The 25,780-nt window shown below is 37.0% G+C and carries 26 protein-coding genes; 13 read left to right on the top strand and 13 right to left on the bottom strand.

Annotated elements, in window-relative coordinates; all coding sequences use genetic code 11:
• Positions 1-14: 14 nt before the first annotated feature.
• The 6 genes from truD to greB are packed head-to-tail and all read right to left on the bottom strand — an operon-like array spanning position 15 to position 4,785.
• A complete protein-coding gene (truD, locus tag HSM_RS02545) occupies positions 15-1,022 on the bottom strand; it encodes a tRNA pseudouridine(13) synthase TruD (protein ID WP_012341338.1) in 1,008 nt (335 codons plus the stop codon).
• Positions 1,022-1,510 (bottom strand): 2-C-methyl-D-erythritol 2,4-cyclodiphosphate synthase, encoded by a 489-nt coding sequence (gene ispF / locus HSM_RS02550; RefSeq protein ID WP_012341339.1) that lies wholly within the window; start codon positions 1,508-1,510, stop codon positions 1,022-1,024. Before ispF ends, truD begins: the two co-directional genes overlap by 1 nt.
• Before the next feature lie 12 nt (positions 1,511-1,522).
• The gene (locus tag HSM_RS02555; RefSeq protein ID WP_012341340.1) at positions 1,523-3,328 is read right to left on the bottom strand and encodes a monovalent cation:proton antiporter-2 (CPA2) family protein; all 1,806 of its coding nucleotides are present in this window, start codon (positions 3,326-3,328) and stop codon (positions 1,523-1,525) included.
• Positions 3,329-3,333: 5 nt separating this feature from the next.
• The gene (gene ispD / locus HSM_RS02560; RefSeq protein ID WP_012341341.1) at positions 3,334-4,017 is read right to left on the bottom strand and encodes a 2-C-methyl-D-erythritol 4-phosphate cytidylyltransferase; all 684 of its coding nucleotides are present in this window, start codon (positions 4,015-4,017) and stop codon (positions 3,334-3,336) included.
• On the bottom strand, positions 4,018-4,299 hold the full coding sequence (gene ftsB, locus HSM_RS02565; RefSeq protein WP_011609646.1) for a cell division protein FtsB: 282 nt from the start codon (positions 4,297-4,299) through the stop codon (positions 4,018-4,020).
• A gap of 9 nt (positions 4,300-4,308) precedes the next feature.
• Positions 4,309-4,785: a transcription elongation factor GreB gene (gene greB, locus HSM_RS02570; protein ID WP_012341342.1), complete on the bottom strand. Its 477-nt coding sequence runs from the start codon at positions 4,783-4,785 to the stop codon at positions 4,309-4,311.
• 179 nt (positions 4,786-4,964) lie between these two features.
• On the opposite strand from greB, the gene HSM_RS02575 reads away from it, so the two are divergent.
• Both HSM_RS02575 and brnQ read left to right on the top strand, forming a co-directional pair.
• Positions 4,965-7,268 (top strand): Tex family protein, encoded by a 2,304-nt coding sequence (locus tag HSM_RS02575; protein ID WP_012341343.1) that lies wholly within the window; start codon positions 4,965-4,967, stop codon positions 7,266-7,268.
• Positions 7,269-7,334: 66 nt separating this feature from the next.
• Entirely contained in the window at positions 7,335-8,651 is a 1,317-nt protein-coding gene (gene brnQ, locus HSM_RS02580) for a branched-chain amino acid transport system II carrier protein (protein WP_011609643.1), read from the top strand.
• A gap of 37 nt (positions 8,652-8,688) precedes the next feature.
• Here the strand turns inward: brnQ and nfuA are convergent, their stop codons facing one another.
• Positions 8,689-9,270: a Fe-S biogenesis protein NfuA gene (gene nfuA, locus HSM_RS02585; RefSeq protein ID WP_011609642.1), complete on the bottom strand. Its 582-nt coding sequence runs from the start codon at positions 9,268-9,270 to the stop codon at positions 8,689-8,691.
• A gap of 92 nt (positions 9,271-9,362) precedes the next feature.
• On the bottom strand, positions 9,363-10,061 hold the full coding sequence (locus HSM_RS02590; protein ID WP_012341345.1) for a ComF family protein: 699 nt from the start codon (positions 10,059-10,061) through the stop codon (positions 9,363-9,365).
• Positions 10,062-10,207: 146 nt separating this feature from the next.
• On the opposite strand from HSM_RS02590, the gene HSM_RS02595 reads away from it, so the two are divergent.
• From HSM_RS02595 to HSM_RS02625, 7 genes are all read left to right on the top strand, one after another.
• Entirely contained in the window at positions 10,208-11,020 is an 813-nt protein-coding gene (locus HSM_RS02595; RefSeq protein WP_012341346.1) for a Cof-type HAD-IIB family hydrolase, read from the top strand.
• A 131-nt stretch (positions 11,021-11,151) separates the two neighbouring features.
• On the top strand, positions 11,152-12,192 hold the full coding sequence (gene mltG / locus HSM_RS02600; protein WP_012341347.1) for an endolytic transglycosylase MltG: 1,041 nt from the start codon (positions 11,152-11,154) through the stop codon (positions 12,190-12,192).
• A gap of 9 nt (positions 12,193-12,201) precedes the next feature.
• Entirely contained in the window at positions 12,202-12,834 is a 633-nt protein-coding gene (gene tmk, locus HSM_RS02605) for a dTMP kinase (protein ID WP_012341348.1), read from the top strand.
• Positions 12,827-13,816, top strand: coding sequence for a DNA polymerase III subunit delta' (locus HSM_RS02610; protein ID WP_041605003.1), 990 nt, complete (start codon positions 12,827-12,829; stop codon positions 13,814-13,816). The genes tmk and HSM_RS02610 overlap by 8 nt, the downstream gene beginning before the upstream one ends.
• Before the next feature lie 8 nt (positions 13,817-13,824).
• Positions 13,825-14,607: a TatD family hydrolase gene (locus HSM_RS02615; RefSeq protein ID WP_012341350.1), complete on the top strand. Its 783-nt coding sequence runs from the start codon at positions 13,825-13,827 to the stop codon at positions 14,605-14,607.
• Between the two features lie 27 nt (positions 14,608-14,634).
• Positions 14,635-15,162 carry a DUF1523 family protein gene (locus HSM_RS02620; protein WP_012341351.1) on the top strand — a complete coding sequence of 176 codons (528 nt, stop codon included), beginning with the start codon at positions 14,635-14,637 and terminating at the stop codon, positions 15,160-15,162.
• Positions 15,163-15,222: 60 nt separating this feature from the next.
• A complete protein-coding gene (locus HSM_RS02625; protein WP_012341352.1) occupies positions 15,223-16,512 on the top strand; it encodes a hemolysin family protein in 1,290 nt (429 codons plus the stop codon).
• A 143-nt stretch (positions 16,513-16,655) separates the two neighbouring features.
• Here the strand turns inward: HSM_RS02625 and HSM_RS02630 are convergent, their stop codons facing one another.
• From HSM_RS02630 to HSM_RS02640, 3 genes are all read right to left on the bottom strand, one after another.
• A complete protein-coding gene (locus HSM_RS02630) occupies positions 16,656-17,099 on the bottom strand; it encodes a DUF2846 domain-containing protein (RefSeq protein ID WP_012341353.1) in 444 nt (147 codons plus the stop codon).
• Between the two features lie 21 nt (positions 17,100-17,120).
• Entirely contained in the window at positions 17,121-17,726 is a 606-nt protein-coding gene (locus HSM_RS02635) for an outer membrane beta-barrel protein (RefSeq protein WP_012341355.1), read from the bottom strand.
• A 328-nt stretch (positions 17,727-18,054) separates the two neighbouring features.
• The gene (locus HSM_RS02640; protein ID WP_011609631.1) at positions 18,055-18,624 is read right to left on the bottom strand and encodes an acetate uptake transporter; all 570 of its coding nucleotides are present in this window, start codon (positions 18,622-18,624) and stop codon (positions 18,055-18,057) included.
• A 439-nt stretch (positions 18,625-19,063) separates the two neighbouring features.
• Here HSM_RS02640 and HSM_RS02645 point away from each other — a divergent pair, with 439 nt between their 5' ends.
• Both HSM_RS02645 and HSM_RS02650 read left to right on the top strand, forming a co-directional pair.
• Positions 19,064-20,266: a Bcr/CflA family multidrug efflux MFS transporter gene (locus tag HSM_RS02645; protein ID WP_012341356.1), complete on the top strand. Its 1,203-nt coding sequence runs from the start codon at positions 19,064-19,066 to the stop codon at positions 20,264-20,266.
• A gap of 9 nt (positions 20,267-20,275) precedes the next feature.
• Entirely contained in the window at positions 20,276-20,506 is a 231-nt protein-coding gene (locus tag HSM_RS02650) for a membrane protein (protein ID WP_012341357.1), read from the top strand.
• 49 nt (positions 20,507-20,555) lie between these two features.
• Here HSM_RS02650 and lysS read toward each other — a convergent pair whose 3' ends face one another.
• The gene (gene lysS, locus HSM_RS02655; RefSeq protein ID WP_012341358.1) at positions 20,556-22,064 is read right to left on the bottom strand and encodes a lysine--tRNA ligase; all 1,509 of its coding nucleotides are present in this window, start codon (positions 22,062-22,064) and stop codon (positions 20,556-20,558) included.
• 76 nt (positions 22,065-22,140) lie between these two features.
• Positions 22,141-23,239, bottom strand: a protein-coding gene (gene prfB / locus HSM_RS02660; protein WP_136121517.1) for a peptide chain release factor 2 whose coding sequence is annotated in 2 segments (ribosomal slippage) — positions 22,141-23,163 and positions 23,165-23,239 — 1,098 coding nt in all. Because the reading frame shifts where the segments join, the coding sequence is not laid out codon by codon here.
• Positions 23,240-23,369: 130 nt separating this feature from the next.
• On the opposite strand from prfB, the gene dsbC reads away from it, so the two are divergent.
• On the top strand, positions 23,370-24,065 hold the full coding sequence (gene dsbC / locus HSM_RS02665) for a bifunctional protein-disulfide isomerase/oxidoreductase DsbC (RefSeq protein WP_012341360.1): 696 nt from the start codon (positions 23,370-23,372) through the stop codon (positions 24,063-24,065).
• A complete protein-coding gene (gene recJ / locus HSM_RS02670; protein WP_012341361.1) occupies positions 24,058-25,779 on the top strand; it encodes a single-stranded-DNA-specific exonuclease RecJ in 1,722 nt (573 codons plus the stop codon). The genes dsbC and recJ overlap by 8 nt, the downstream gene beginning before the upstream one ends.
• Position 25,780: the final 1 nt, after the last annotated feature.

Consider the following 25,780-nt stretch of genomic DNA (forward strand, 5'->3'; position numbering starts at 1 on the left):
TATGTTTTAAATTATTATTCATTAATATTAACCAGTTCTCTTACGAGGGCTGTCGCATAACTTCCTGCTGGTAAATAAAAAGTCAGTTTTAATCCCTCAGGTATAAATGACCAGCTTAAGTGTTGAGCTTGCATAAGTATTGGACGACGTGCCGATTTCATTTTTTCCTGGTGCATTAAGTACAGGAGTTCTTGATGTTTAGCGATAATTTCATTTTCTACATCACTGGCAATTTGTACATTTTCACCAATTAATGGTGCAGTGATTTGAATATCCTGTTGTGCTAAACGTTGTTGTAATAAATTAAAATCTTCTTTTTGATCAGCATGGAACCAACTGTGTGAGCCGGATAACTGCAAAATATCATTTACTAAGATTTTATGGTGTAGACCTTGTCGAATACGAGCGGATACAATCAAGTTAAAAATTTCACTACGAGCAGCGGAGAGATAAAAACTACGCTTTTTGCGATCTTTAACGTTAATTTCACCTTTAGCCCAGCGTAAAGCCTGAGTTAAATTGTGTCCATCTCGTCCGAAACGTTGCTCGGTAAAATAATTTGGGAACCCATTTTTCTTGATATTTTCTAACCGCACTTTGAGATCTGCATCTTCTTGTGCTTCACGCAGTAAAATTTCAAAATGGTTTCCGTCCAAGCTTCCTGTGCGAATTTTTCGATTGTGACGTGTTACCTCAAGGATTTCCACACCATCAAGTTGAAATTGATTAAAGTCAGGTGTGGGTTGTCCCGGCATCTGTAAACAAAACCATTGTTCTGTAATCGCTTTACGATCTTTGAGTCCTGCATATCCCATATTTTTAGCAGGTATACCAGCAAAGTGTGCCAATTTTTCTGCGACAAATAGAGTATTACAATCTGTTTTACGCACTTTAACAGCAACAAATTCGCCATCACCGGACATTTCATAGCCCAGTTGTTCTTTCACAACAAAATCAGCACAGTGTGTTTTTAAAAGTGCGGTCTGTTTTGGCATTGTTTGTAAATAAGCGAGTTCGTTCATTACTTTGTGCCATTTTGTTTTATTAATAGGACAACAGCTTCACAAGCAATGCCTTCACTGCGTCCAGTGAAGCCTAATTTTTCTGTTGTAGTTGCTTTTACATTAACCTGTTCAATATCACAATGTAAGTCCTGTGCAATCACAGTACGCATTGAGTCAATATATGGACGCATCTTGGGAGCCTGTGCAATGATAGTTATATCAACATTACCGACTTGATAGCCTTTGTCTAAAATTGCTTGGTAGGCTGTTCTTAATAACCTGCGACTATCAGCACCTTTATATTGTATATCAGTATCTGGGAATAATTTTCCTATATCTCCTAAAGCCATTGCACCCAGTAAAGCATCTGTTAATGCGTGTAATGCCACGTCGCCATCACTATGTGCAACTAAACCTTTTTCATAAGGGATAGCGACACCTCCAATGATAATAGGACCTTCACCACCAAAGGCATGTACATCAAAGCCATGACCAATTCTTATCATATTTTTTCCTAATTAATGCTCTTTTTTCATAATTTGTTGGATTTCAGCCATCATTTCTTGGTCGACATCTAAGGCTATTTGAATTAATTCTTTATTTTCAAAGCGAGAGAGTTTTGGATCATAAACCTCTGCCATCAGTTTCACGCTATGACAATCTTTTCTAAAATACACATCACCAATTTCTGCTACTATATCTTCGTTCATACCTAAAGAGAGTAAGGCTTGTTTACTTGTTCTTAATGCCGAGTCAAAGGTTTCACGAATTTGAATATTGGCACCTGCACCATACAGATTGTAAACATGAATACGGTCGTGAGCACGTGCAATAATTTTAATTTGTGGGTTCATTTTACGAGCTTGCTCAACAATTTGTAGAGTTTGTTCTCTGTTATCAATTGCTATAATCAATAATTCGGCATTTTCGACACCTGCAGCATGTAATAGCTCAGGACGAGCAGCATCTCCATAGTAGCATTTAATGCCTAATTTTTTCATACCGGCAATTAGGTTTGCGTCTTTATCAATAATAGTTGGGTGATGCCCCGTCATCACTAACATTCTATTTACAACTTGTCCAAAACGTCCTAGACCAATTAGTATAGTTGGATGTTGTTCATCAATATGATCCGCTTTTCTTTCCGGTTGAGTCGGTTTGAGACGAGGAATTATGTATTTCTTTTGAGCAATAATAAAGAGCGGTGTTAAAATCATTGAAAGTACAACAATAGCTGTCATATTCGCTTGCATTTCTTCACTAATAACATTTTGGCTGGCAGCCGCAGAGAATAATACAAAGGCGAATTCCCCACCCTGTGCCATAATAAATGCTCGGTCAATAGAATTAGCATTACCGGTTTTTGTGATTAAAGCGATTAAATAAATTATAAATCCTTTCACTAACATGAAAAGTAGTACACCAAAAATAATTAAGAACCAATTTTCAGCAACAACAGAAAGGTTGAGTGACATACCAACCCCAAGAAAGAACAAGCCTAACAGCAACCCTCTAAAAGGCTCAATATCAGCTTCGAGTTGATGACGAAAACTGGATTCTGAAAGTAGCACTCCGGCTAAAAAAGCACCCATAGCCATAGAGAAGCCCCCCTCTTCCATAAGTAAAGCAGAGCCTAGAACAACGAGAAGAGCAGCTGCGGTCATTACTTCTCGAGTCTTGGTTTTAGCCAACATTTTAAATAATGGGTTTAAGAGCCAAAGTCCGGCTGCCACTAAAACAGCAAAAGCCGTGCCGGATATTGCAATTTTATGCCAAAGCGGATCAGTTGAAGTAACTTTATCCGGCGATAAAAAAGCCACAAAAGCAAGTAATGGAACAATGAGTAAATCTTCAAAGAGTAAAATCGAAATAATACGCTGTCCTCTTGGAGAGGTCAGATCATTACGCTCACTCAGTTCTTGCATTACAATTGCAGTAGAGGTCAATACAAAACCGGAGGCGGCAACAAAAGCAACTTTCCAATCAAAGCCAAATAAAGTAGCAATATAAGTTAAAGCACTGGTACAAAGGGTAATTTGAAATGCACCTAAGAGAAAGATATAGTTACGTAGTCCCCAGATATGAGAGGGTTTCATTTCGAGTCCAATGATGAATAAAAACATCACCACACCTAATTCTGCTATATGGATTATTCCCTCTGGATCTGTAAAGAGACCGAACCCAAAGGGACCAATAACTAAACCGGCGGCTAAATAGCCCAATACTGAACCTAGTCCTAAGCGTTTGAATAGAGGAACCGCAACTACGGCCGCCGCTAAAAGCGTAACAACGCTAACAAGTGGGTTTGCCCCTTCTGCTACCATAATAATTACCTTTGTTTTCTAGTTAAAAAAAATTCTGCCAATGCCAAGTCTTCAGGACGTGTTACTTTAATATTATCACTATGTCCTGCTACTAAGTGCGGTCTAAATCCGGCAAGTTCCATCGCTAATGCTTCATCTGTGACGATAATACCTCGTTTTGCTGCTTGCTCTAGAGCGTGTTGCAATAAGTGTACAGGGAAAAATTGCGGTGTTTGAGCCAACCATAATTGATTACGGTCTTCTGTACATTGAATTTGCAATACTGAATTTGATCGTTTAATAGTATCTACCGCAGGAATGGCTAAAATAGCACCATTTTGATCTTCAACTTGTAGTAATGTATCTAAATCTTCATTGCGTAAACAAGGACGTGCTGCATCATGCACAAGCACCCAGGCTTTTTTATTTTTAAGGTGACGTAGGCCGTTTAGCACGGATTCCGCACGATTCTTTCCGCCAATAACCATATTGATACGAGGATTTCGCAATAACTCAATATCAATTAAATAAGGATCATTTTCAGCGACAGATAAAACAATTTGGCTAATTTTTTCGCAACTCAAAAAAATACTTAATGTATGCTCTAAAATTGTTTTGCCCAGTATCTTTAAATATTGTTTTGGGCGATCTGCTTGCATACGGCAACCAATGCCAGCAGCAGGTATTATAGCAACAATTTCTCTATCCATTTATCTATTCTTATTTTTTACTATACGATAAAAAACTTCATTTTGCTTGATCATTTCATGTTCCATTCTGGCTCTTTCCTCGATTGCTTCTATACCATTCTTCAGATCCTGAATTTCAGCAAAAATAGTTTGATTACGTTGTGACAGCTTTTTGTTTTCTTGTTTACGTTGGATAATTTCTGCTTTGATATCTTGATAATCAAGATAGCCATTTTTTCCAAACCAAAAATCATACTGAAACATAACTAACAAAGCGAAAAGACTTAAAATAAATAAACGCATTTTTATCTCTTATTTTTCATACCAAATTCTATTTATGTACAAAGAAACTATACCTGAGGGAGTGGCTACTTTGATTTCGTCATCGACTTCTTTGCCAATTAATGCCCGTGCTACAGGGCTATCAATGGAGATCCAATTCTTTGCGGGATCAAATTCATCACAGCCTACAATGCGATATTGTTTTTCCTCTCCTTGCTCATCTTCTAAGGCAACCCATGCACCAAAAAAGACTTTACCTTCTTGCTTTGGGTTATAGTCCACGATTTGCAATACTTCCAAGCGTTTCATTAGAAAACGAACTCGGCGATCAATTTCTCTTAAACGACGCTTGCCGTAAATATATTCTGCATTTTCACTACGATCACCCAAGGCGGCCGCATCGGAAACAGCTTGCGTGATTTTAGGTCGTTCGTCTTTCCATAAATATTTTAGCTCTTGATCTAGAATATTCCAGCCGGAACGAGTGATATAATTAGATTTAGGCATTGTATCTTTCCTTTCAAAGAGAGCGAAATTGTAACATAAGATCAATAATAAATATGTGAAGAATAGTTAAAATTACAGTTAATTTTACAATTTTTTCCAATAATTGTTTGAACTATTACGTTAAACTCAGTATGCTACTGCGAATTTTTTAAACAGAATATAATAGAAATAGAGACAAGATGTTAAATCAACAAATCGCCGGTATTATTGCGAAAGAATTAGCTGTTCTGCCAAGTCAAATTTTATCGGCTATCCAATTATTAGATGATGGCAATACAATTCCTTTCATTGCTCGTTATCGTAAAGAAATGACCGGTGGATTAGATGATACCCAATTACGTCATTTTGAAACACGTTTAATTTATTTACGTGAGTTAGAAGATCGTCGCCAAACGATTCTCAACTCTATTGAAGAACAAGGGAAATTGACAGATGAATTGCGTAGTCAAATTGAACAAACGCAAAGTAAAACTGAATTAGAAGATCTTTATTTACCGTATAAACCGAAACGTCGCACAAAAGGGCAAATCGCAATTGAGGCAGGAATTGAACCTTTAGCTGATTTGCTTTGGAATGCACCTGAGAATGAACCAGAAATCGTTGCGGCAGATTATATCAATGCGGAACAAGGGTTTGCGGATATAAAATCTGTGCTTGATGGTGCTCGTTATATTTTAATGGAGCGTTTTGCCGAAGATGCACAATTGTTAGCGAAAATCCGCCAATATTTACAGAAAAGTGCGGTACTGGTTTCCAATGTTTTAGAAGGCAAAGAGGCTGAGGGAGAAAAGTTCCGAGATTATTTTGAACATCAGGAATTACTCCGCAATGTTCCTTCTCATCGTGCTTTAGCTATGTTCCGAGGGCGTAATGAAGGCTTTTTGCAATTAAGGTTGAATGCGGATCCTGAGCAAGAAGAAGGTGTTCGTCATAGTTATTGTGAAGAAATTATTCGAGAGCATTTGGGTATTCATTTAACTCAGCAACCAGCGGATAAGTGGCGTGAGCAGGTTATCTCGTGGACTTGGCGGATTAAAATCTCTTTACATCTTGAAACTGAACTGATGAGCAGTTTACGTGAGAAAGCTGAAGATGAGGCAATTGATGTTTTTGCCCAAAATCTAACTTCATTATTAATGGCAGCACCTGCCGGAGCGAAAAATACTATGGGGCTAGATCCCGGTTTAAGGACAGGTGTAAAAGTCGCTATTGTTGATAATACGGGAAAACTAGTGGCAACAGAGACGGTTTATCCACATACCGGACAAATGAATACGGCAATGTCAGTTATTTATCAATTAATTAAGCAACATAATGTTGAGTTAATTGCCATTGGTAACGGCACAGCTTCAAGAGAAACTGAACGATTTGCTAAAGATGTTATTAATAAAATTGAGCAAAATAAACCACAAACAGTTGTGGTCAGTGAAGCAGGTGCATCTGTTTATTCCGCATCAGAATTAGCGGCACAAGAGTTTCCTGAACTGGATGTGTCTTTGCGAGGTGCAGTTTCTATTGCTCGCCGTTTACAAGATCCACTGGCGGAGTTAGTGAAAATTGAACCGAAAGCAATTGGCGTTGGGCAATATCAACATGATGTAAACCAAACTCAGCTTGCTCGTAAGCTAGATGCGGTAGTAGAAGATTGTGTAAATGCCGTTGGGGTTGATTTAAATACGGCATCAGCACCTTTACTTGCTAGAGTTGCGGGTATGACTAAACATCTTGCACAAAATATTGTGGCATATCGTAATGAAAACGGGCGTTTTGAAAGCCGTAATCAGTTAAAAAAAGTACCGCGTTTGGGTCCCAAAGCCTTTGAACAATGTGCCGGTTTTATGCGTATTGCACAAGGTAAAAATCCGCTTGATGCCTCCGGTGTTCACCCTGAGGCTTATCCTGTTGTTGAAAAGATTTTACAGGCTACGGAAAAATCTATTCAAGATTTAATGGGAAATGTGAGTGCTGTTCGACAATTAGATGCAAAACAATTTACTGATGAGCAATTTGGAATGCCAACAGTTTTAGACATTTTCAAAGAGTTGGAAAAACCCGGAAGGGATCCTCGAGGTCAATTTAAAACGGCAGTATTTATGGACGGTGTTGAAGAAATCACTGACTTAAAAGCAGGTATGATTTTAGAAGGATCTGTAACTAACGTAACGAATTTTGGGGCATTTGTTGATATCGGTGTGCATCAAGACGGTTTAGTTCATATTTCATCTCTTTCCGACAAATTTGTGGAGAACTCTCATGAAGTTGTGAAAACAGGCGATATTGTGAAAGTCAAAGTGTTGGAAGTTGATGTTGCCCGTAAGCGTATTGGACTAACCATGCGTTTAGATGAAAATCCGTCCAAAACCGACCGCACTTCAGTTAAAACGACCTCAGTCCATGTAAAAGAAGTGAATAAAAATCGGAAAAGTAGCAATAATGTTATGGGAAATGCGTTTGCCGATGCGTTAAAAAATTGGAAAAAATAGTTTTAGTACAGGGTATTTGGGTATTAAGTTATGATGGGTTTAATTGTATAACACAGGAAATTTTATATGAATAAAAACACTTTTTTTGTAGGCTTTATGCTGTTTGCTATCTTTTTTGGTGCAGGGAATTTAATTTTTCCTCCCAAGTTGGGATTTGATAGCGGATCTGAATTTATTCCTTCTATTTTAGGCTTTGTATTAACAGGGGTTGGCTTACCGCTATTGGGCATCGTTGTTAGTGCATTTTATAATGGTGGATACAAAGAAGCACTTAAACAAATTCATCCTGCATTTTCATTAATTTTTTTAATTGCGATTTATTTATCTATCGGCCCTTTTTTTGCCGGACCAAGAACCGGTGCAACAGCTTATGAATTTGTGATTCTACCTTTTATGGGGGAAGCAACATCAATTTCTAAACTGGTATTCTTTGCGGTCTATTTTTCATTGACTTTATGGCTAAGTTTAAATCCGACGAAATTAGTCGATCGTATCGGCTCTATTTTAACGCCTATTTTATTGGTAGCGATTATCGCATTAGTTATCCGTTCTGTTTTTTTATTAAGCGGACAGGATATTCCAAGTGTAACGGTGAATACATCAGGTAGCTTTTTTAATGGCGTGATTGAGGGCTACTTTACTATGGATGCCTTAGCATCCGTTGCTTTTTCTGTGGTTGTGTTAAATGCTATACGAAATAAAACCGACCTAAGTGTTTCATTAAAACAGCAAACAATTTTTGCTGCATTTATTGCTGCCATTGCCTTGGGTTTAATTTATGTAGCATTAGGATGGATTGGAAACAATATTTCAATTAATGCGGATGTATTAGCTGATTTGCAAGCCAAAAAACAAGACCTTGGTACTTACATTCTAAACGATGTAACTACATTAGCTTTTGGTGAGTTAGGTCGTACGTTGTTAGGAATTATCGTTTCTCTTGCTTGTTTAACAACTGCGGTAGGATTAGCGGTTGCTGTGAGCGAATATTTTAATGAGATTTATCCGAAGATTTCTTACAAAACCTATGTTGTTTTATTTTGTTTAGTGAGTTTTGTAATTGCAAATTTAGGCTTAAAAGAAGTTATTAGTTTATCATTACCTGTATTGCTAATCCTTTATCCTATTGCAATGACAGTGATTTTGTTGCTTTTTGTTAATATTATTTTCCCGACGCCAATTTTAGCTCATCGCTTATCTTTAGGATTGGTGACTGTCGTGTCTGTTTTATCGGTATTTGGGGTTGGAAAAATTGAGTTTATAGAGCAACTTCCACTAAAACCTTACTCTATGGAATGGCTACCTTTTGCATTGGTTGGATTTATTTTAGGATGTTTTTTACACATATTCTTCAGTAAAGAAAAATCAGTGTTAAAAAGATAAGATATAAAAATGAGGGCATATTCAATGCCCTTATTTTCTAGTAGTAAGAGTGTTCACCCCGCTGGTGTTCAGTTACGTCTTTTACACCTGTCAATTCATCGGCAAACATTGCTAATAATTGTTTTTCAATGCCATCTTTTAGGGTGACATCTACCATCGAACAGCCATTACACCCCCCGCCAAATTGTAAAATAGCCTTGCCATCTTTGGTAATTTCAATCAAGGTAATATGCCCGCCATGTCCTGCCAATTGAGGATTGATTTGCGTTTGGATAGCATATTCCACACGTTCAATCAATGGTGCATCATCAGCTACTTTACGCATTTTAGCATTAGGTGCTTTTAAGGTTAATTGAGACCCCATTTCTTCAGTTATATAATCAATTTCAGCATCTTCTAAAAAAGGGAAACTGACTTCATCTATGAAAGCAGAAAACTCACTGTATTTTATTTCATGATCTGTTGTTTCTACGGCATTTTTAGGGCAATAAGACACACCGCATTCTGCATTAGGAGAGCCTGGATTAACGACAAAAATTCGGATATTTGTACCTTCTTCTTGTTGATCTAAAAGACGACGAAAATGTGCTTGTGCAGCCTCTGAAATGGTAATTTGCATAAATTAATATTCCTAGCAATACTTGAGTAAAATTATCAGGAATGATACTCCTAGACCGCTCTTTTTTCCAGTAATATTACTTAGTTTTTATGTTAAGTTTTTGCCAGTCCCCATACATGAATAACGTTAATTCCTGCTTGTTTTAATAGTTTTGCTATTTCATTTAATGTTGAGCCTGTTGTAATAACATCATCAATTAAAGCGATGGAATGATATTGTTTTGCTCGCTTAATATTCACGTTAAAAGCGTTGTGTAAATTAGAGCGTCTTGCTTTTTCATTTAATCCTCGTTGCATTTTTGTGTATTTTTGGCGGACAACCAGTTTATTATCCAGTGGAATCGAAAGTTGGCGTGAAAGTTGTTTAGCAATTAAGTACGCTTGATTATACCCCCTGTACCATTGACGAAAATGATGTAACGGAACAGGAACAATGACTTCAGGCAAACTGAATAAATACTCTCTTCTTGCATGGTAAATCGCTAACAACATTAATTGTGCCAAAGTGCGGTCTAAATAATAGCGATTTTGAAATTTGAATTGATGAATAAGTGTGGATAAAGGTGGTTGATAGCGTCCAATAACTACCATTTGTTGCCAATTTGGTGATTGTTTTGCACAATTCCCACAAAACATCTGTCCTCTAAAGGCTTGATTTTTTGATAAAACAGCACCACAACGTCCACAATAATTTAAGCGAGAAATTTGTTTATCACATTGATAACACAAATGACGGTGTGCAAAATTTAACGGTTTTTGACAATGGACACAGCTAAAATTAAACCAGTTCACTTAAGTTATAACCTCCAGAGTGGAAAAAAGTGCAGTATTCCATTCAGGAAAATATAGATCAAAAGATTAGGGATAATTTCTCGATCTTAATCACAAAAATGCTAGAATTAGCCAGGCTAAACTAATCATTTTATGAAGGAAAATTTATGTCTTTAACTGACTATCGTGAAAAAATTAGCATGGTATTTTTTGATATTGACGAAACCTTATTTTCAAAAGAAAAAGATCATTTACCAGCAAGCACTTATTTTGCATTAAAATCTTTGCGTGAAAAAGGTGTTTTGGTAGGTATTGCGACAGGGCGTGCACGCTGTACTTTTCCTGCCAAAATCAATCAAATGATTGATGAATTAGGGATTGATATTTTTGTTACTGCCAATGGGCAACATGTTGAGTATCAGGGGCGGACATTAGCTCGTTATGCAATTGACAAAAATAAATTGTACAAACTGGTTGAGTTTTTTGATCAATATGGCATTGATTATGTTCAAGTAGCGAACACCGAGATTAAAATTTCCAGCCTCAATCCAATACTCACTGATGCTTTTAATCCAATTAGTACGAATTATCAAGTAGATCCTCGTTATTTTGAACGGCATGATGTATTACAAATTTTGTCATTCTATGAGGATAAAAGCTACGATGAATTAATTGCTCAATCTAATATTTTAGAAGGGTTAAAAACAGTGCGTTGGCATCCTAATTCAGTGGATATATTTGATAAAGACGGTTCAAAAGCACGGGGAATCCAAGTTGTTGTTGAGCATTTAGGGTTGAATATGGAAAATGTGATGGCATTTGGTGATGGGCTTAATGACATAGAAATGCTAAGTGCGGTCGGTGTTGGCGTTGCTATGGGAAATGGTCATGAATTGTTAAAACAACAAGCGAATTATGTTACTGATCACATTGAAGAAAATGGCATTTATAATTTTTTACATAAAGTTGGTTTGGTGTAATTTTAACAAGGTTAAATAACTTATAGGTCGCTTTTTATTTTCTCGGCATCATTATCCTCAGTAAGAATTCACCGCACTTTTCTATTAGCTATGATAAACTTATTGCCCTTTTAGGTTGATGATGAGTGTTTATGAAGAAAATTTTATTCATTGTATTGTTGTTTTTGTGTGGTGCAGGCGGTAGCGTTTTTTGGGCATATTGGCAAATAACTGACTTTGTAAAACAACCTGTTAAAGTCAAAGAAGAGCAACTTTTAACTGTTGTGCGAGGAACGACCGGCAATAAATTGGCAATATTATTAGAAAATGAAGGGTTAATCGAAAATGGGAAATGGTTGCCTTGGCTGCTTAAATTAAAACCCGAATTGAATAAAATTAAAGCCGGTACTTATTCCCTCGTTAATGTAGAAAATATTCAAGATCTTCTTGATGTACTTAATCAGGGCAAAGAGGTGCAATTTAATTTGCAATTGATTGAAGGGCAACGTTTTAAAACTTGGCGTAAAATTTTAGAAAATGCACCGCACTTGCGGCAAACATTACAAGGAAAATCGGAGAAAGAGATTTTTACTTTGCTGGAGTTGCCGGCTTATTCAAAAGCTGTTTATGAATGGAAAACGATTGATGGTTGGTTATATCCGGATACTTATAGTTACACGCCTAACTCTAGCGATTTGGCACTGTTAAAACGTGCGGCTTCCCGTACCATAAAAGCGTTAGAGCGAGCTTGGCAACAAAGAAATGTAAATTTGCCATTGAAAAATCCCTATGAAATGTTAATTCTTGCTTCTATTGTGGAAAAGGAAACAGCATTGAGTGAGGAGAGAGCGAAAGTAGCGGGCGTTTTTGTGAATCGTTTAAATAAGCAAATGAAATTACAAACAGATCCAACGGTGATCTATGGTATGGGTGATGATTATAAAGGTAATATTCGGAAAAAAGATTTATTGACACCAACCCCTTATAATACCTATGTGATTGATGGTTTACCGCCGACGCCGATTGCTATGGTAAGCGAGGAAAGTTTACAGGCTGTTGCTAAACCGGAACAGCATGATTATTTATATTTTGTCGCAGATGGAAGCGGTGGACACAAGTTTAGTAAAACATTGGCAGAACATAACCGTGCTGTGCAAGAATATTTGCGTTGGTACCGTTCTCAATCAAAATAGTGAAATAAAATGAAAACAGGAAAGTTTATTGTTATTGAAGGCTTAGAAGGTGCAGGTAAAAGTAGTACACATCAAGTTGTGGTAAATACATTGACGGAGTTTGGTATTCATGAAGTTGTTTTTACCCGAGAGCCGGGCGGTACGCCTTTAGCGGAAAAATTACGTTATCTTATTAAACATGAAGCCGAGGAACTTGTCACGGCTAAAGCAGAATTGCTCATGTTGTATGCTGCTCGAGTTCAGCTCGTAGAGAATGTTATAAAGCCGGCTTTAGCAAGAGGCAAATGGGTAGTGGGAGATCGTCATGATTTATCTTCACAGGCTTATCAAGGAGGCGGTCGAGGTTTGGATCGGCATTTGATGACAACGTTAAAAAATGCTGTGTTGGGCGATTTTAAGCCCGATTTTACGTTGTATCTTGATATTGAACCAGAAATTGGTTTAGCAAGAGCAAAAGGAAGAGGGGAATTAGATCGTATTGAACAACAAAATTTAGATTTTTTTCACCGCACTCGAGAGAGATATTTACAGTTGGTTCAGCAAGATCCTAATGCAGTGCTAATTAATGCGGGGCAACCTATTGAGCTTGTGCAGCAAGATATTCGTAAAGCTGTGCAAAAATTTATTGAAGAAAATGTGTAATTTATATCCTTGGTTACAACCTTATTATCAACAAATTATCCAACCTTTTTTACAAGAGAAAGGGCATCATGCTTTGTTATTTAAAGCTGAACAAGGAATAGGTATCGAGCAATTGATTGAAAATATCGCAGGTTGGTTAATGTGCCGGAAAAAAGATGCCCCACAATCTTGCCGACAATGCCAAAGTTGTGCATTATTCAGAGCAGGAAATCATCCTGATTTTTATCGACTTGAATCTCTTGACAATAAGGATATTGGTGTCGAGCAAGTGCGAGAAATGAATGAAAAAGTTAGTCAGTTTGCAAAACAAGGCGGAAATAAAGTTGTGTTTATTCGTCAAGCTGAACGTTTAACTGAAAGTGCGGCGAATGCGTTACTAAAAACGTTGGAAGAGCCTAGACCGCATACTTATTTTTTATTACAAATGGACTTTTCGGCTGGGTTGTTAGCGACAATTTATAGTCGTTGTCAAGCTTGGGTTATTAATACGCCAACAGAGCAACAAGGTCTTGTATGGTTGCAACAGCAGCGTCAGGAAAAAATCGCAGATTTACAAACCGCACTTCGTATTAATTATAATCGTCCATTGCTGGCATTGGATTGTTTGGAAAAGGGGTTATTGGAACAACGAACGACATTTTTACGTCAGTTTTGGTTGTTTTATATTCGACGTTCTCCCTTGGAGTTATTACCGCACTTTACGAAAGAAAATGTTTTATTACAACTGGACTGGATGAGTGCATTTTTACATGATGCACTCAAAGAAAAATTAGGTGTTCGGCAAGGTTGGATCAGCCAAGATTTAGCTCGTGGCATTTTGCAATTTAATGAAAAGCAAAATGTGGAAGAGTTGTTAAAAGCAATTCAAATTATCCAAAAAATGCGTTTGAATCTAACGCAAATCAATGGGGTTAACCAAGAGTTAATTTTATTAGAGGGATTGACTCGTTTGGTAACCGATGTATTTGAAAGGAAAGAATAGGAAAAGAAATGTTTATTGTGGATAGTCATTGTCATCTTGATGCCTTGGATTATGAAAACTTACATACAGATATTGCCGATGTGGTGGATAAAGCAAAACAGCGTGATGTTAAACATTTATTGGCAGTAGGGGTAACTTTGAAGCGTTTTGAGCAGGCTTATGCACAATTAGCCTTATTTAAGGAAGTTTCCCTCGCTTGTGGTGTTCATCCTTTGGATTTGGCGGAAGAACCTTTTGATTATCAGCGTTTATTGAGGTTGGCACAAGATGAAAAGGTAGTTGCGATAGGCGAAACCGGATTGGATTATTATTACAGCATTGAAAATAAAGCTTTGCAGCAATCTGTTTTTGCACAACAAATAGAGATTGCAAATCAACTGAGTAAGCCCGTGATTGTACACACTCGATCCGCCCGAGACGATACCATTGCCATTTTGCGAGAAAATAATGCACAAAAGTGCGGTGGTGTTTTACATTGTTTTACAGAAAATTGGGGAATGGCAAAACAAGCACTTGATTTAGGGTTTTATATTTCGATTTCAGGTATTATTACCTTTAAAAATGCACAAGAGTTACGTGATGTAGTACGTCAAGTACCATTAGAGAGTTTGTTAGTGGAAACTGATAGCCCTTATTTAGCACCAGTCCCGTATCGAGGTAAACAAAATCAGCCGGCTTATACACGTGAAGTTTGTGAATATGTTGCAACATTGAAGGGATTATCAGCGGAAGACTTTGCACAAATTACTACGCAAAATTTTGAGCGTTTATTTAAGATTAATGTACAATAAAGCAACGATTTACAGGGGGAGTTATTTATGAGAAAAATATTTAAAAAGGTAGTGTTGGGGTTACTATTCTTATTCCATGTTTTTTTATTTTCTGTGGTGCATTATGTTACGCCACATTATGATGTTACCAAAGTTACCGGTGTAGAAGTTAAGAGAGTTGATAAAGATGGACCTATTACTAAAGCTAATCCGGCTGACGGTCCGACTCGTGATGTGTATTATATTTACACGCAAAAACCGAATGAGGAAAACGTGATGGTGTATCGTAATGAAGATACACGTTGGAGTTTTCCATTTTATTTTAAATTCGGTTCCGCCGATTTACAGGCAAAAGCCCAAAGTTTTTCAGTGGATCATAAGTTAGTGGAAATTAAGTATTATGGTTGGCGTTTGGTTATGTTTGATGAATTCCGTAATGCAGTGTCAGTCAAAGAGGTGAGTGCGGATACAGAAGCTTCTCATTCCATTTTAGCTTATGTTTTTTACGCATTTTTATTGATTACGTTATTTTTCTCTATCCAATTTGTGCGTGGTTGGTTTGATAGTGAAGACTAACTTTTTGGTTTGATATGCTTCTATTCTCATCAGAAGCTACTTTGTTAGGCATTGAATATTATGAGTTTATTACAGGCAATATTAGTCATTATTGGCTTAATTATTATTAGTGCGGTCGTTTCTTCCGCTGAAATTTCGTTAGCCGGTTCACGTAAATTGAAATTGCAAATGTTAGCGAATGAGGGTGATAAACGAGCTGTGCAAGTATTAAAATTACAAGAGCAACCGGGACGCTTTATCACAGTTGTCCAAATTGGACTAAACATGGTGGCAATTTTTGGAGGGATTGTGGGTGAAAGTGCCATTCGCCCTTTTTTACAGGAGATTTTAAGTGCTTATACGCAATCTTTTTGGGTAGAAAGTGCGGCTTCTTGGCTGGCTTTTATTATTGTCACTGTTTCTTTTGTTCTCTTCGCTGATTTAATGCCCAAACGTTTAGCGATGACAAGTCCGGAAAAAGTAGCATTGTCAACAGTAGGAATAATGTCTTTTTGCATTGTTATTTTTAAACCAGTGGTCTTAATTTTTGATACTATTGCGAACGGAATTTTTCGCTTATTGGGAATTTCTACCATGCGGGAAGAGAGTATGACGCCAGCGGATATTGTTGCAATTGTAGATGCCGGTGCTGAAGCAGGCGTATTAAAAGCACAAGAGCATTATCTGATTGAAAATATTTTTGAAATGCAAGAGCGTACAGTTACGTCAACTATGACGACTCGTGAAAATATTGTGTTTTTAGACCGCTCTTTTGAGCGTGAGCAAGTCATCACCACAATTAAAAATAATCCACATTCAAAACTACTTATTTGTGATCACGGTTTAGATAAAATTTTGGGTTATGTGGAAAGTCATAATTTATTAACCTTATATTTGCAGGAGCAAAAAGTTTCTTTAACCGAACCTAGAATTTTACGGAAAGCATTATTTATTCCTGATACGCTTTCCCTATATGAAGTATTGGAGTTGTTCAAGTCTTCTGGTGAAGATTTTGCTGTTATTGTAAATGAATATGCTCTCGTAGTGGGGATTGTAACTTTAAATGATGTAATGAGTATTGTAATGGGCGAATTAGTTTCTAATGAGGAAGAACAAATTGTTCGCCGTGATGAAACATCTTGGTTGATTGATGGTGCAACTCCCTTAGAGGATGTAGCACGGGCATTGGAAATTAATGAGTTTCCGGATGAAGAAAATTACGAAACCATAGGGGGATTTATGATGTATATGCTACGTAAAATTCCGAAAAAGACAGATTTCGTATTATATGATAGATATAAATTTGAGATTATTGATACCGAGAATTTTAAGATTGATCAATTGATGGTATCGCTAAGAAAGGATATTTAGACAAGATTCAAAAGAGAGTAAACCACATCTTCGCTTTCTTTAGATATTATCAGTCAAATGCAATTAATGGGATTTTTCTTATAAAAATAGAAGGTTATGTAAAAGAGATAAAAAGCAATCCGAAGATTGCTTTTTTGTTCCGCTTATTGAGCAAGTGCACGTTTTAATTTTAGGATAGTCGCCTTCCCTTTATCTTCATCGACTTGTTTAAGATTGGCTCCGCCAACAAATGCACCGGGTTTAATATATTGGCGAATAAAATAATTTTTTCCGCCATCTGTCGTAATATCAAGGTGATTATCACTAAACTCTGATTCTGTTGAGAGCCTATGATTACCTGGGATTACACGCTTGTAAAAATATGTTTTGGGTGCGGATTCACCAATAAGTTTGCCATCGATATAAAGATTCTTCTTCAACGCAGCTCCAAATATTGAATCACGATAAATATAAATCCCTGATTCATCCTTTGATGGAAGCAAAAACTGTTTAGCCAAAGCATCATTTTCAGGGGTATCCATCACCGTTCTGGCACAACCGGTAAGTCCCAAAGTGATTGCCAGCAAGAGAGTTGAAAAAATTTTCATTTGATGCCTAGCCCATACGACTTAGAAGTAATAACTTGCACTCAATGACAAGCTTTGTGGTTTGAAGCGAATATCGCCCTTTATATTGCGGAGGAAGACTTTTTGATATTCAACACCCACATCAAATTTATCCGTTACGGCATATTTTACCCCTACAGCAGCACCAATACCGACAACAGAGTTTCCTTTTATGGTGCAACTATCACAAATTTTCTTGGCATTAAGATCATAAAAATGACTATTTAAACTCACTTTAAGATACGGCATGAAATTGTTACTAATGCGATAGCCTTGAAGATAGCCAACACTGAAAGAAAATTTTTCTTTGGATAGTAGTTCGTTATTAGAAGTGATTTTTGAACCGCCGGTACGTAATTTTACTTCTGCCTGACCTACAAAATTACTGTCACCAAAATTAAAGCCGTAACCACCGAATAAACCAAAGCCTATTTTGCCTGATTTTTTTTGGGTTTCGCTTTTTGCTGTTTGAGAAAGCGTACCCTCATAACCATGTTTTGAATGATGAACTTCTCCACCCATAAAAAAGCCAGTGAAAGTATCTTGTGCCATTGCACCACTTGCCATGCAAGATAATAATACCGTTGCAGCGATAGATATTTTTTTCATAAATAAACCCTCTTAATAAAGATTAAGTTAAATTTGAAACTATTTTATTGTTAAGAGAAAACTAAGTCCTAAGATCTTAATTTTCAAAGATATATTCTACATAGGTATATTATGAGTACCATAGACAAATAAGACATTATTAGTCTAATAAGTAGAAAAACAGTCTAAAAAGAGGAAATGAAAAAATTATCTACATATTGTCTGAAAGTATTTAAACGAAAAGAGCGGTGTAAATTTTAAAAATTCGTACCGCTCTTTTTCTATATCAGTTACTTAAAAAGAATATTCATATTTCTGCGATGTTGCAGTCGGTATTTTCTATTAAGAATTATAATTTAGGCTCACCAATTGGTAATATGGTTTTACCAAAACTTTCATTGATAATATCAGCAGCAGCGAGATAGAACGCTAAAAGTGCGGTCAATAAACCAAAGTTTCCACCTAGTTGGCTAAAGTTGTGATTACCAGTAAAATCGCCTGCGGCAAGTAAGTAGAAGGTGATGGTTAACGCTAAGAAAATAGCCTGTAATGCACGAGTTTTTGCTAATGTGCCGATAAACATCATCAATGTGAATGTTCCCCACGCCGCTAAGTACCAGCCTACAAAAGATGATGTGACACCTTGTGAGAAAAATACTTTGAATAAGGCAAAACTCCACCAAAAGGCACCATAGCTGGTAAATGCAGTAAAACCGAAAGTATTACCTTTTTTGTATTCAAACATACCGGCGATCATTTGGGCTGTACCACCAAACGCAAATCCCATGGCTAGTACTAAACCTAAATTTTCACCGCTGAACATACCGTTATTGATTAAACTTAATAACCAAGTTGTTAATGCAAACCCACATAAGCCCAATGGTGCCGGATTCGCTAAGTTATCTTTTGTTGTCGACATTATATTTTGCCCTTAAATTAATTTGATAAATAAAAAAGGCGTTATTATCTATGATTTTATTGAATAAATAAAGATTGGCATGAAAAACGCTAGGATAAGAACAATGAAATTGGGAAAGTAGCTAGAAAATTAATTATTTTTTGTTTTTCGCTATTGTTATTTAGATGTAAAATACGTTCACCTGAGTTTTAAGGGTAAAATACGATGAGCGTTTAGTCGCCACTTAGTCTGCAAAATGCGAAATGTTAAATCACAAGCATGTGAGTTTAAGGATTGGCAAGAAATGTTATCATCAAGTTAAACGTCAGTTTCTCGTTTTTACGCCTAAAGTTGCTGGAGCACATCATTGGACACAGGTAAGCTCGACATTAGAGGGGAGTTAGAATAAAATGGATTTCGTTTTCTAACAGAAGAAAGTAATTGTTTTTAAAAGGAAAATTTGTTGAATACTCAATCTAAGCAAAACGCTAGTTTTGTTTTTATTTTAACCTTAGGCATTTTATCAATGTTACCTCCACTTGGAGTGGATATGTATTTGCCGGCATTTTTAAATATTGCACAAGATTTGAAAGTAAGCCCAGAGCAAGTGCAACATACTTTGACTTTTTTTACTTATGGTTTGGCGGCGGGGCAATTATTTTGGGGACCTGTGGGAGATAGTTACGGACGTAAACCGGTTATTTTATTAGGTGTGATTGTTGCGACTATTACAGCATTTATTTTAACCGGCATTAATAATATTCAAAATTTCACCGCACTTCGTTTTATTCAAGGCTTTTTTGGTGCGGCACCTGTGGTTTTATCCGGTGCACTATTACGAGATTTGTTTAGCAAAAATGAGCTTTCTCGAATGCTATCGATGATTACTTTAGTGTTTATGATTGCTCCATTACTCGCTCCAATTATTGGCGGTAATTTGATGCGTTTTTTCCATTGGCATGCAATTTTTTATGTTATCTCGGCAATGGGAATGCTAAGTGCGGTATTGGTTTTTTATGTTATTCCGGAAACTCATAAAAAAGAAAATCGCATTCCTCTCAGATTGAATATTATCGCACGTAACTTTTTTTCTCTGTGGAAACAGAAAGAAGTACTGGGTTATATGTTTATGTCTGCTTTTGGTTTTGGCGGGTTATTTGCTTTTGTGACAGCAGGTTCAATCGTTTATATCGGACTTTATGGTATAGCCGTTGAAAATTTTGGTTATTTCTTTATGTTAAATATTGGGGTTATGATTATTGCCTCCTTTATGAATGGGCGATTGGTGTTTAAAGTGGGTGCTGAACGTATGCTACAGGTTGGTTTGATGGTGCAATTTATCGCCGGTCTTTGGTTAGCATTCGTTGCGTTTTTTGATTTAGGTTTTTGGTCTATGGCAATTGGTGTTGCTTTTTTTGTAGGGCAAAATCCATTAATCAGTTCGAATGCTATGACATCTATTTTAGAGAAATTTCCAACTATGGCAGGAACATCAAATTCTATGGTTGGAAGTGTGCGTTTCGGTATGGGGGCAATTGTGGGGACAATTGTTGCTTTATTTGAAATGAAAACGGCAGCACCAATGCTTTTAACAATGACGATTTGTTCTTTGCTTGCGGTAAGTTGCTATTATTTTTTAACTTACCGTCATTTAAAAAAATAAAGGAAGATCATGGCATTGCAACCTTGCCCTGAGTGTCGGCGTAAAATCAGTGAGTGTGCGATAAGTTGTCCACATTGCGGTTTTTCGTTACAAGAAGAAAATTTGATGCTATATCGTGAAAAACTAAAAAAACATTGTCAGTATAATCAGGAGATTAACCGAGCAAGTATTAAAATCCATTTATTTTGGTTGGCGGTGTTTTCTATAGTGATCGGGATTGTCGGTTGGTTAAGTAATTAGTCGTTAAAAGATATTCAAGCCCCTGTAATAAGGGGCTTTTTTGTATGGTTTAACTTTTTGTTTTCATTGCTGGAAATAAAATTACATCACGAATTGAGTTAGCGTTGGCAAATAACATCGCTAGACGATCAATTCCTAAACCCTCACCAGCCGTTGGTGGCAATCCATGCTCAAGTGCGGTAACAAAATCTTCATCTTTAAACATAGCTTCATCGTCACCAGCTTCTTTTGCTGCAACCTGTGCATCAAAACGCTCATTTTGATCTTCTGCATCATTTAATTCTGAGAAACCGTTACCGATCTCACGTCCTCCGATAAATAATTCAAAGCGGTCTGTTACGTCAGGATTTTCATCATTGCGGCGTGCTAAAGGGGAGATTTCTGCCGGATGAGCCATTAAGAAAGTTGGTTGAATTAAATGATGTTCAGCAACTTCTTCAAAAATTGCATTGACTAAGCTACCTAGCCCCCATGATTTTTGTACTTCGATACCCAATTTTTGTGCTACTGCAACAGCACGATCGAAATCGTATAAATCTTCTTTCACAATACCTTGCTCGGCACCGTATTTTAAGATTGCCTCGTGCATGGTAATACGTTCAAACGGTTTGCCGAAATCGAATTTTAAATCGCCGTAAGGAACAATGGTCGTACCTAAAATATCCAGTGCTAATTTGCGTAAAAGTTCTTCTGTATTGTCCATTAAATCGTGGTAATCCGCATAGGCTTGGTAGTATTCCAACATAGTAAATTCAGGGTTATGGCGAATAGAAACACCTTCATTGCGGAAGTTACGATTTAACTCGAATACACGTTCAAAACCGCCAACTACCAAACGTTTTAAATAAAGTTCAGGTGCAATACGTAAATACATATCCACATCTAACGCATTGTGATGAGTAATAAATGGACGTGCAGATGCACCACCCGGAATAATTTGTAACATAGGGGTTTCTACTTCCATAAATCCCTTGGAAATGAAATATTCACGAATGCCTGCGATTACTTTAGATCGAATAATAAAAGTGCGGCGTGAATCTTCATTAGCAATTAAATCTAAGTAGCGTTGACGGTAACGAGTTTCTTGATCGCTCAGTCCATGAAATTTATTAGGAAGCGGGCGTAATGCTTTAGTTAATAAGTGAACTTCCGTTGCACGTATTGTCAACTCATTGGTTTTAGTTTTAAATAAAGTACCTTTTACACCAACAATATCCCCTAAATCCCAATTGCCCACATCATCAGTATAAACACCTTCAGCTAGGTTATCACGAGCAACATAAAGTTGAATTTTTCCGCTCATGTCTTGCAATGTGATAAAGGTTGCTTTACCCATGACACGACGAGTCATAATACGCCCCGCCACTTTTACTTCAATTCCCTGTGTTTTTAAGCTCTCACTTTCAATTTCATCATATTGTGTATGTAAGTCCTGTGCTAAAGCATTGCGACGGAATGTATTTGGAAAGGCGTTGCCTTTTGCTCTTAACGCAGCTAATTTTTCACGACGAACCAACATTTCGCCATTGAGATCCAATTCTTGAATTATTTCTGTCATTATGTACTCCTCTTGGAAAGTCACTTGTAGAATAAATTTGTCATTTGAATAAAATATTGTGGTTTTTGACCGCTCTTTATAGTCCGGCTTTTAAGCTGGCTTCAATAAAACGATCCAAATCGCCGTCCAATACAGCTTGAGTATTGCGATTTTCAACACCTGTTCGCAAATCTTTAATACGGGAATCATCCAGCACATAGGAGCGGATTTGACTACCCCAGCCGATATCAGATTTACTGTCTTCCATGGCTTGTTTATCAGCATTTTTTTTCATCATTTCCATTTCGTACAGTTTTGCTTTTAGCTGCTTCATGGCTTGATCTTTATTCTGATGTTGAGATCGTCCATTTTGGCATTGCACCACAATACCGCTAGGAATATGAGTAATACGCACCGCACTTTCTGTTTTATTAACGTGTTGTCCGCCGGCGCCTGATGCACGATAAACATCAATACGTAAATCTGCAGGATTGATTTCTATTTCAATATCATCATCAATTTCAGGATAAACGAAGGCAGCTGCGAAAGAAGTATGGCGACGATTATTGGAATCAAATGGACTTTTACGTACTAACCGGTGAATACCTGTTTCTGTTCTTAACCAACCGAAAGCGTATTCGCCTGCAATACGAATAGTGGCAGATTTCAAGCCTGCAACATCGCCACTGGAAACTTCAACTAATTCGGTTTTAAAGCCCTTGCTTTCTGCCCAACGTAAATACATACGCAATAGCATTTCTGTCCAATCCTGAGCTTCTGTTCCGCCGGAGCCTGCTTGTAGGTCAACATAACAATCACAGTTATCATGTTGTCCGCTGAACATACGACGGAACTCAAGGGTGGCAAGTTTTTTTTCCAATTCTTCCGCTTCTGCGACAGCTTCATTAAACGTTGTTTCATCTTCCGCTTCTACAGAAAGTTCCAGTAAGCCATCGACATCTTCCAAACCTTGCTCAAGGGTTTTTATTGTATTAACAACAAGCTCTAAATTAGCCCGCTCTTTGCCTAGCGATTGAGCTTTTTCCGGTTCATTCCAAATATCCGGTTGTTCAAGTTCTGCATTTACTTCTTCTAAACGTTCAACTTTTGTATCAAAGTCAAAGATACCCCCTAAGCATATTTGTACGCTCAGTGAGATCGATTAATTTATTTTTTATCGGATTAATTTCAAACATAGCTTTTCCCAATGATAACAAGTGCTGAATTATAAGCTATTTTGCTGATGTTGGGTAGTTGCAGATTAGATTGTTCAAAGGATTTATGTTAGAATTTCGTCCGTTTTTTACTGAAAATTAGGAACTTAAAATGAAAAAATTTTTAATGGTAAGTTTAGCCATGTTGATGTCAACTTTTGTAAAGGCAGATAATAATGTCACAATTCGCAAAAATTTACAAAAATTAGGTATGACTGATGTAGAAATTATGGAGTCTCCCATTAAAAATATAAAGAGTGTTTTGACCCGTGAAGGTACTCTGTATGTTTCGGAAGATGGTAAATATGTTTTACATGGTGCTTTGTATGAAATTACTGACAAAGGTATTGTGAATTTAACGACAAAGTCTTTATTGGTAAAACTGAATAACTTAAAAAATGAGATGATAGTTTATCCAGCGAAGAAGGAAAAATATGTTATTACCGTATTCATGGACATTACTTGTCATTATTGTCATTTATTACATCAAAAAATTAAAGAATATAATGAGTTAGGTATTACTGTTCGTTATTTAGCTTTTCCACGTGCCGGTCTAAATAGCAATACAGCAAAACAAATGGAGGCGATTTGGATATCTCGAGATCCTGTTTTCGCTTTAGATGAAGCAGAAAAGGGCAATTTACCGAAAGAGCTGAAAATTCCAAATATGATTCAGAAACATTATGAGCTTGGTATTCAATTTGGAGTTAGTGGCACACCAAGTATTATAACTGAAAGCGGCGAAGTGATTGGCGGTTATGTAGAGCCTAAAAAATTATTGCAAGTATTAGAAGATATTCGTGAATAAGTTTATTAAACGACGTGATGTTGCGATAGATGTTCAAGTTTGTGAACATCCTTTATTGGACCGAATTTACCGTGCACGTCAAATTAAAAATCCTCAACAATTAGACCGCACTTTGAAATCTATGTTGGCACCTGATTTGCTACATGGTATTGGAAGTGCGGTGGATTTATTGGTAACAGCGAGAGAAAAACAACAAAAGATTGTTATTGTCGGTGATTTTGATGTTGACGGAGCAACCAGCACAGCACTTATTGTTTTGGCTCTGCGTCAACTTGGGTTCACAGATGTAGATTATTTAGTACCTAATCGCTTTGAGCAAGGTTACGGTTTAAGCGTGGAAGTAGCTAAATTAGCATTAGAAAAAAATGTTGAGTTATTGATTACAGTAGATAATGGGGTATCTTCTTTTGATGGTGTTGTGTTTTTAAAAAATGCGGGAGTGCAAGTGTTGATTACAGATCACCACTTACCGCCGGAAATATTGCCTCCTGCCCATGCTATTGTTAATCCAAATCTTACACAATGTAATTTTCCTTCAAAATTTCTTGCTGGTGTCGGTGTCGCTTTTTATGTCATGCTGGCATTGCGTGCAAAATTACGTGATTTAGGGATTTTTACTACGCAAACCCAACCGAATTTTACAGAGTTATTAGATTTAGTTGCCCTTGGTACAATTTCCGATGTAGTACCGCTTGATCAAAATAATCGTATTTTAGCTTATCAAGGTTTAGCCAGAATTCGAGCTGAGCGTTGTCGTCCCGGTATTCGTGCTTTGGCGGAAATTGCAAATCGTAATATGAGTCGATTGACCGCTTCCGATTTAGGCTTTTCTATTGGTCCAAGATTGAATGCTGCCGGGCGTTTGGACAATATGTCTGTTGGTGTGGAGTTATTATTGACCGATGATATGCAACATGCTCGTCAATTAGCTTTTGAATTAGATAGTTTGAATCAGGCTCGTAAAGAAATTGAGCAAGGTATGAAACAGGAAGCGTTAGAAATTTGTCGGAATTTGACCGCACTTTCTAAGCAATTACCGCTGGGCATCGTACTATATCAGGTTGATTGGCATCAAGGTGTACTCGGTATTTTGGCTTCTCGAATTAAAGATAAATTTCATCGACCGACCATTGCGTTTGCTCAGGATCAAGTCGGAATTTTAAAAGGTTCAGCACGATCTATTGAAGGTTTACATATGCGTGATGTGTTAGAGCGTATTCATTCTCGCTATCCGGATATGATTTTAAAATTTGGTGGTCATGCGATGGCTGCAGGGTTGAGTATTCGTGAGGAATTGTTTACACAATTTCAACAAGCCTTTATTCAAACTGTGACTGAATGGTTAAAAGAAGAACAATTACAAGGTATTATTTGGACTGATGGTCAATTAGCACCAGCGTTTTTAAATTTGGAAACAGCGGAATTACTGCGTCAAGCCGGTCCTTGGGGGCAAGGTTTTCCGGAGCCGTGTTTTGATGGTGAATTTACAATTTTACGCCAGAGTATTGTGGGTGAAAAACATTTAAAAATGCTTGTTGAGCCTAAACAAGGAGGTCCGCTGTTGGATGCTATTGCATTTAATATTGATAAGGATTACTACCCTGATTTTTCGATAAAACATGCAAGAATAGCTTATAAATTAGATAGTAATGAGTTTCGTGGAAATCGTCATGTTCAGTTGTTGGTAGATTATATTGAACCTTTAGATCATTAAA

The sequence above is a fragment of the Histophilus somni 2336 genome (assembly GCF_000019405.1).
Taxonomy (GTDB): domain Bacteria; phylum Pseudomonadota; class Gammaproteobacteria; order Enterobacterales; family Pasteurellaceae; genus Histophilus; species Histophilus somni.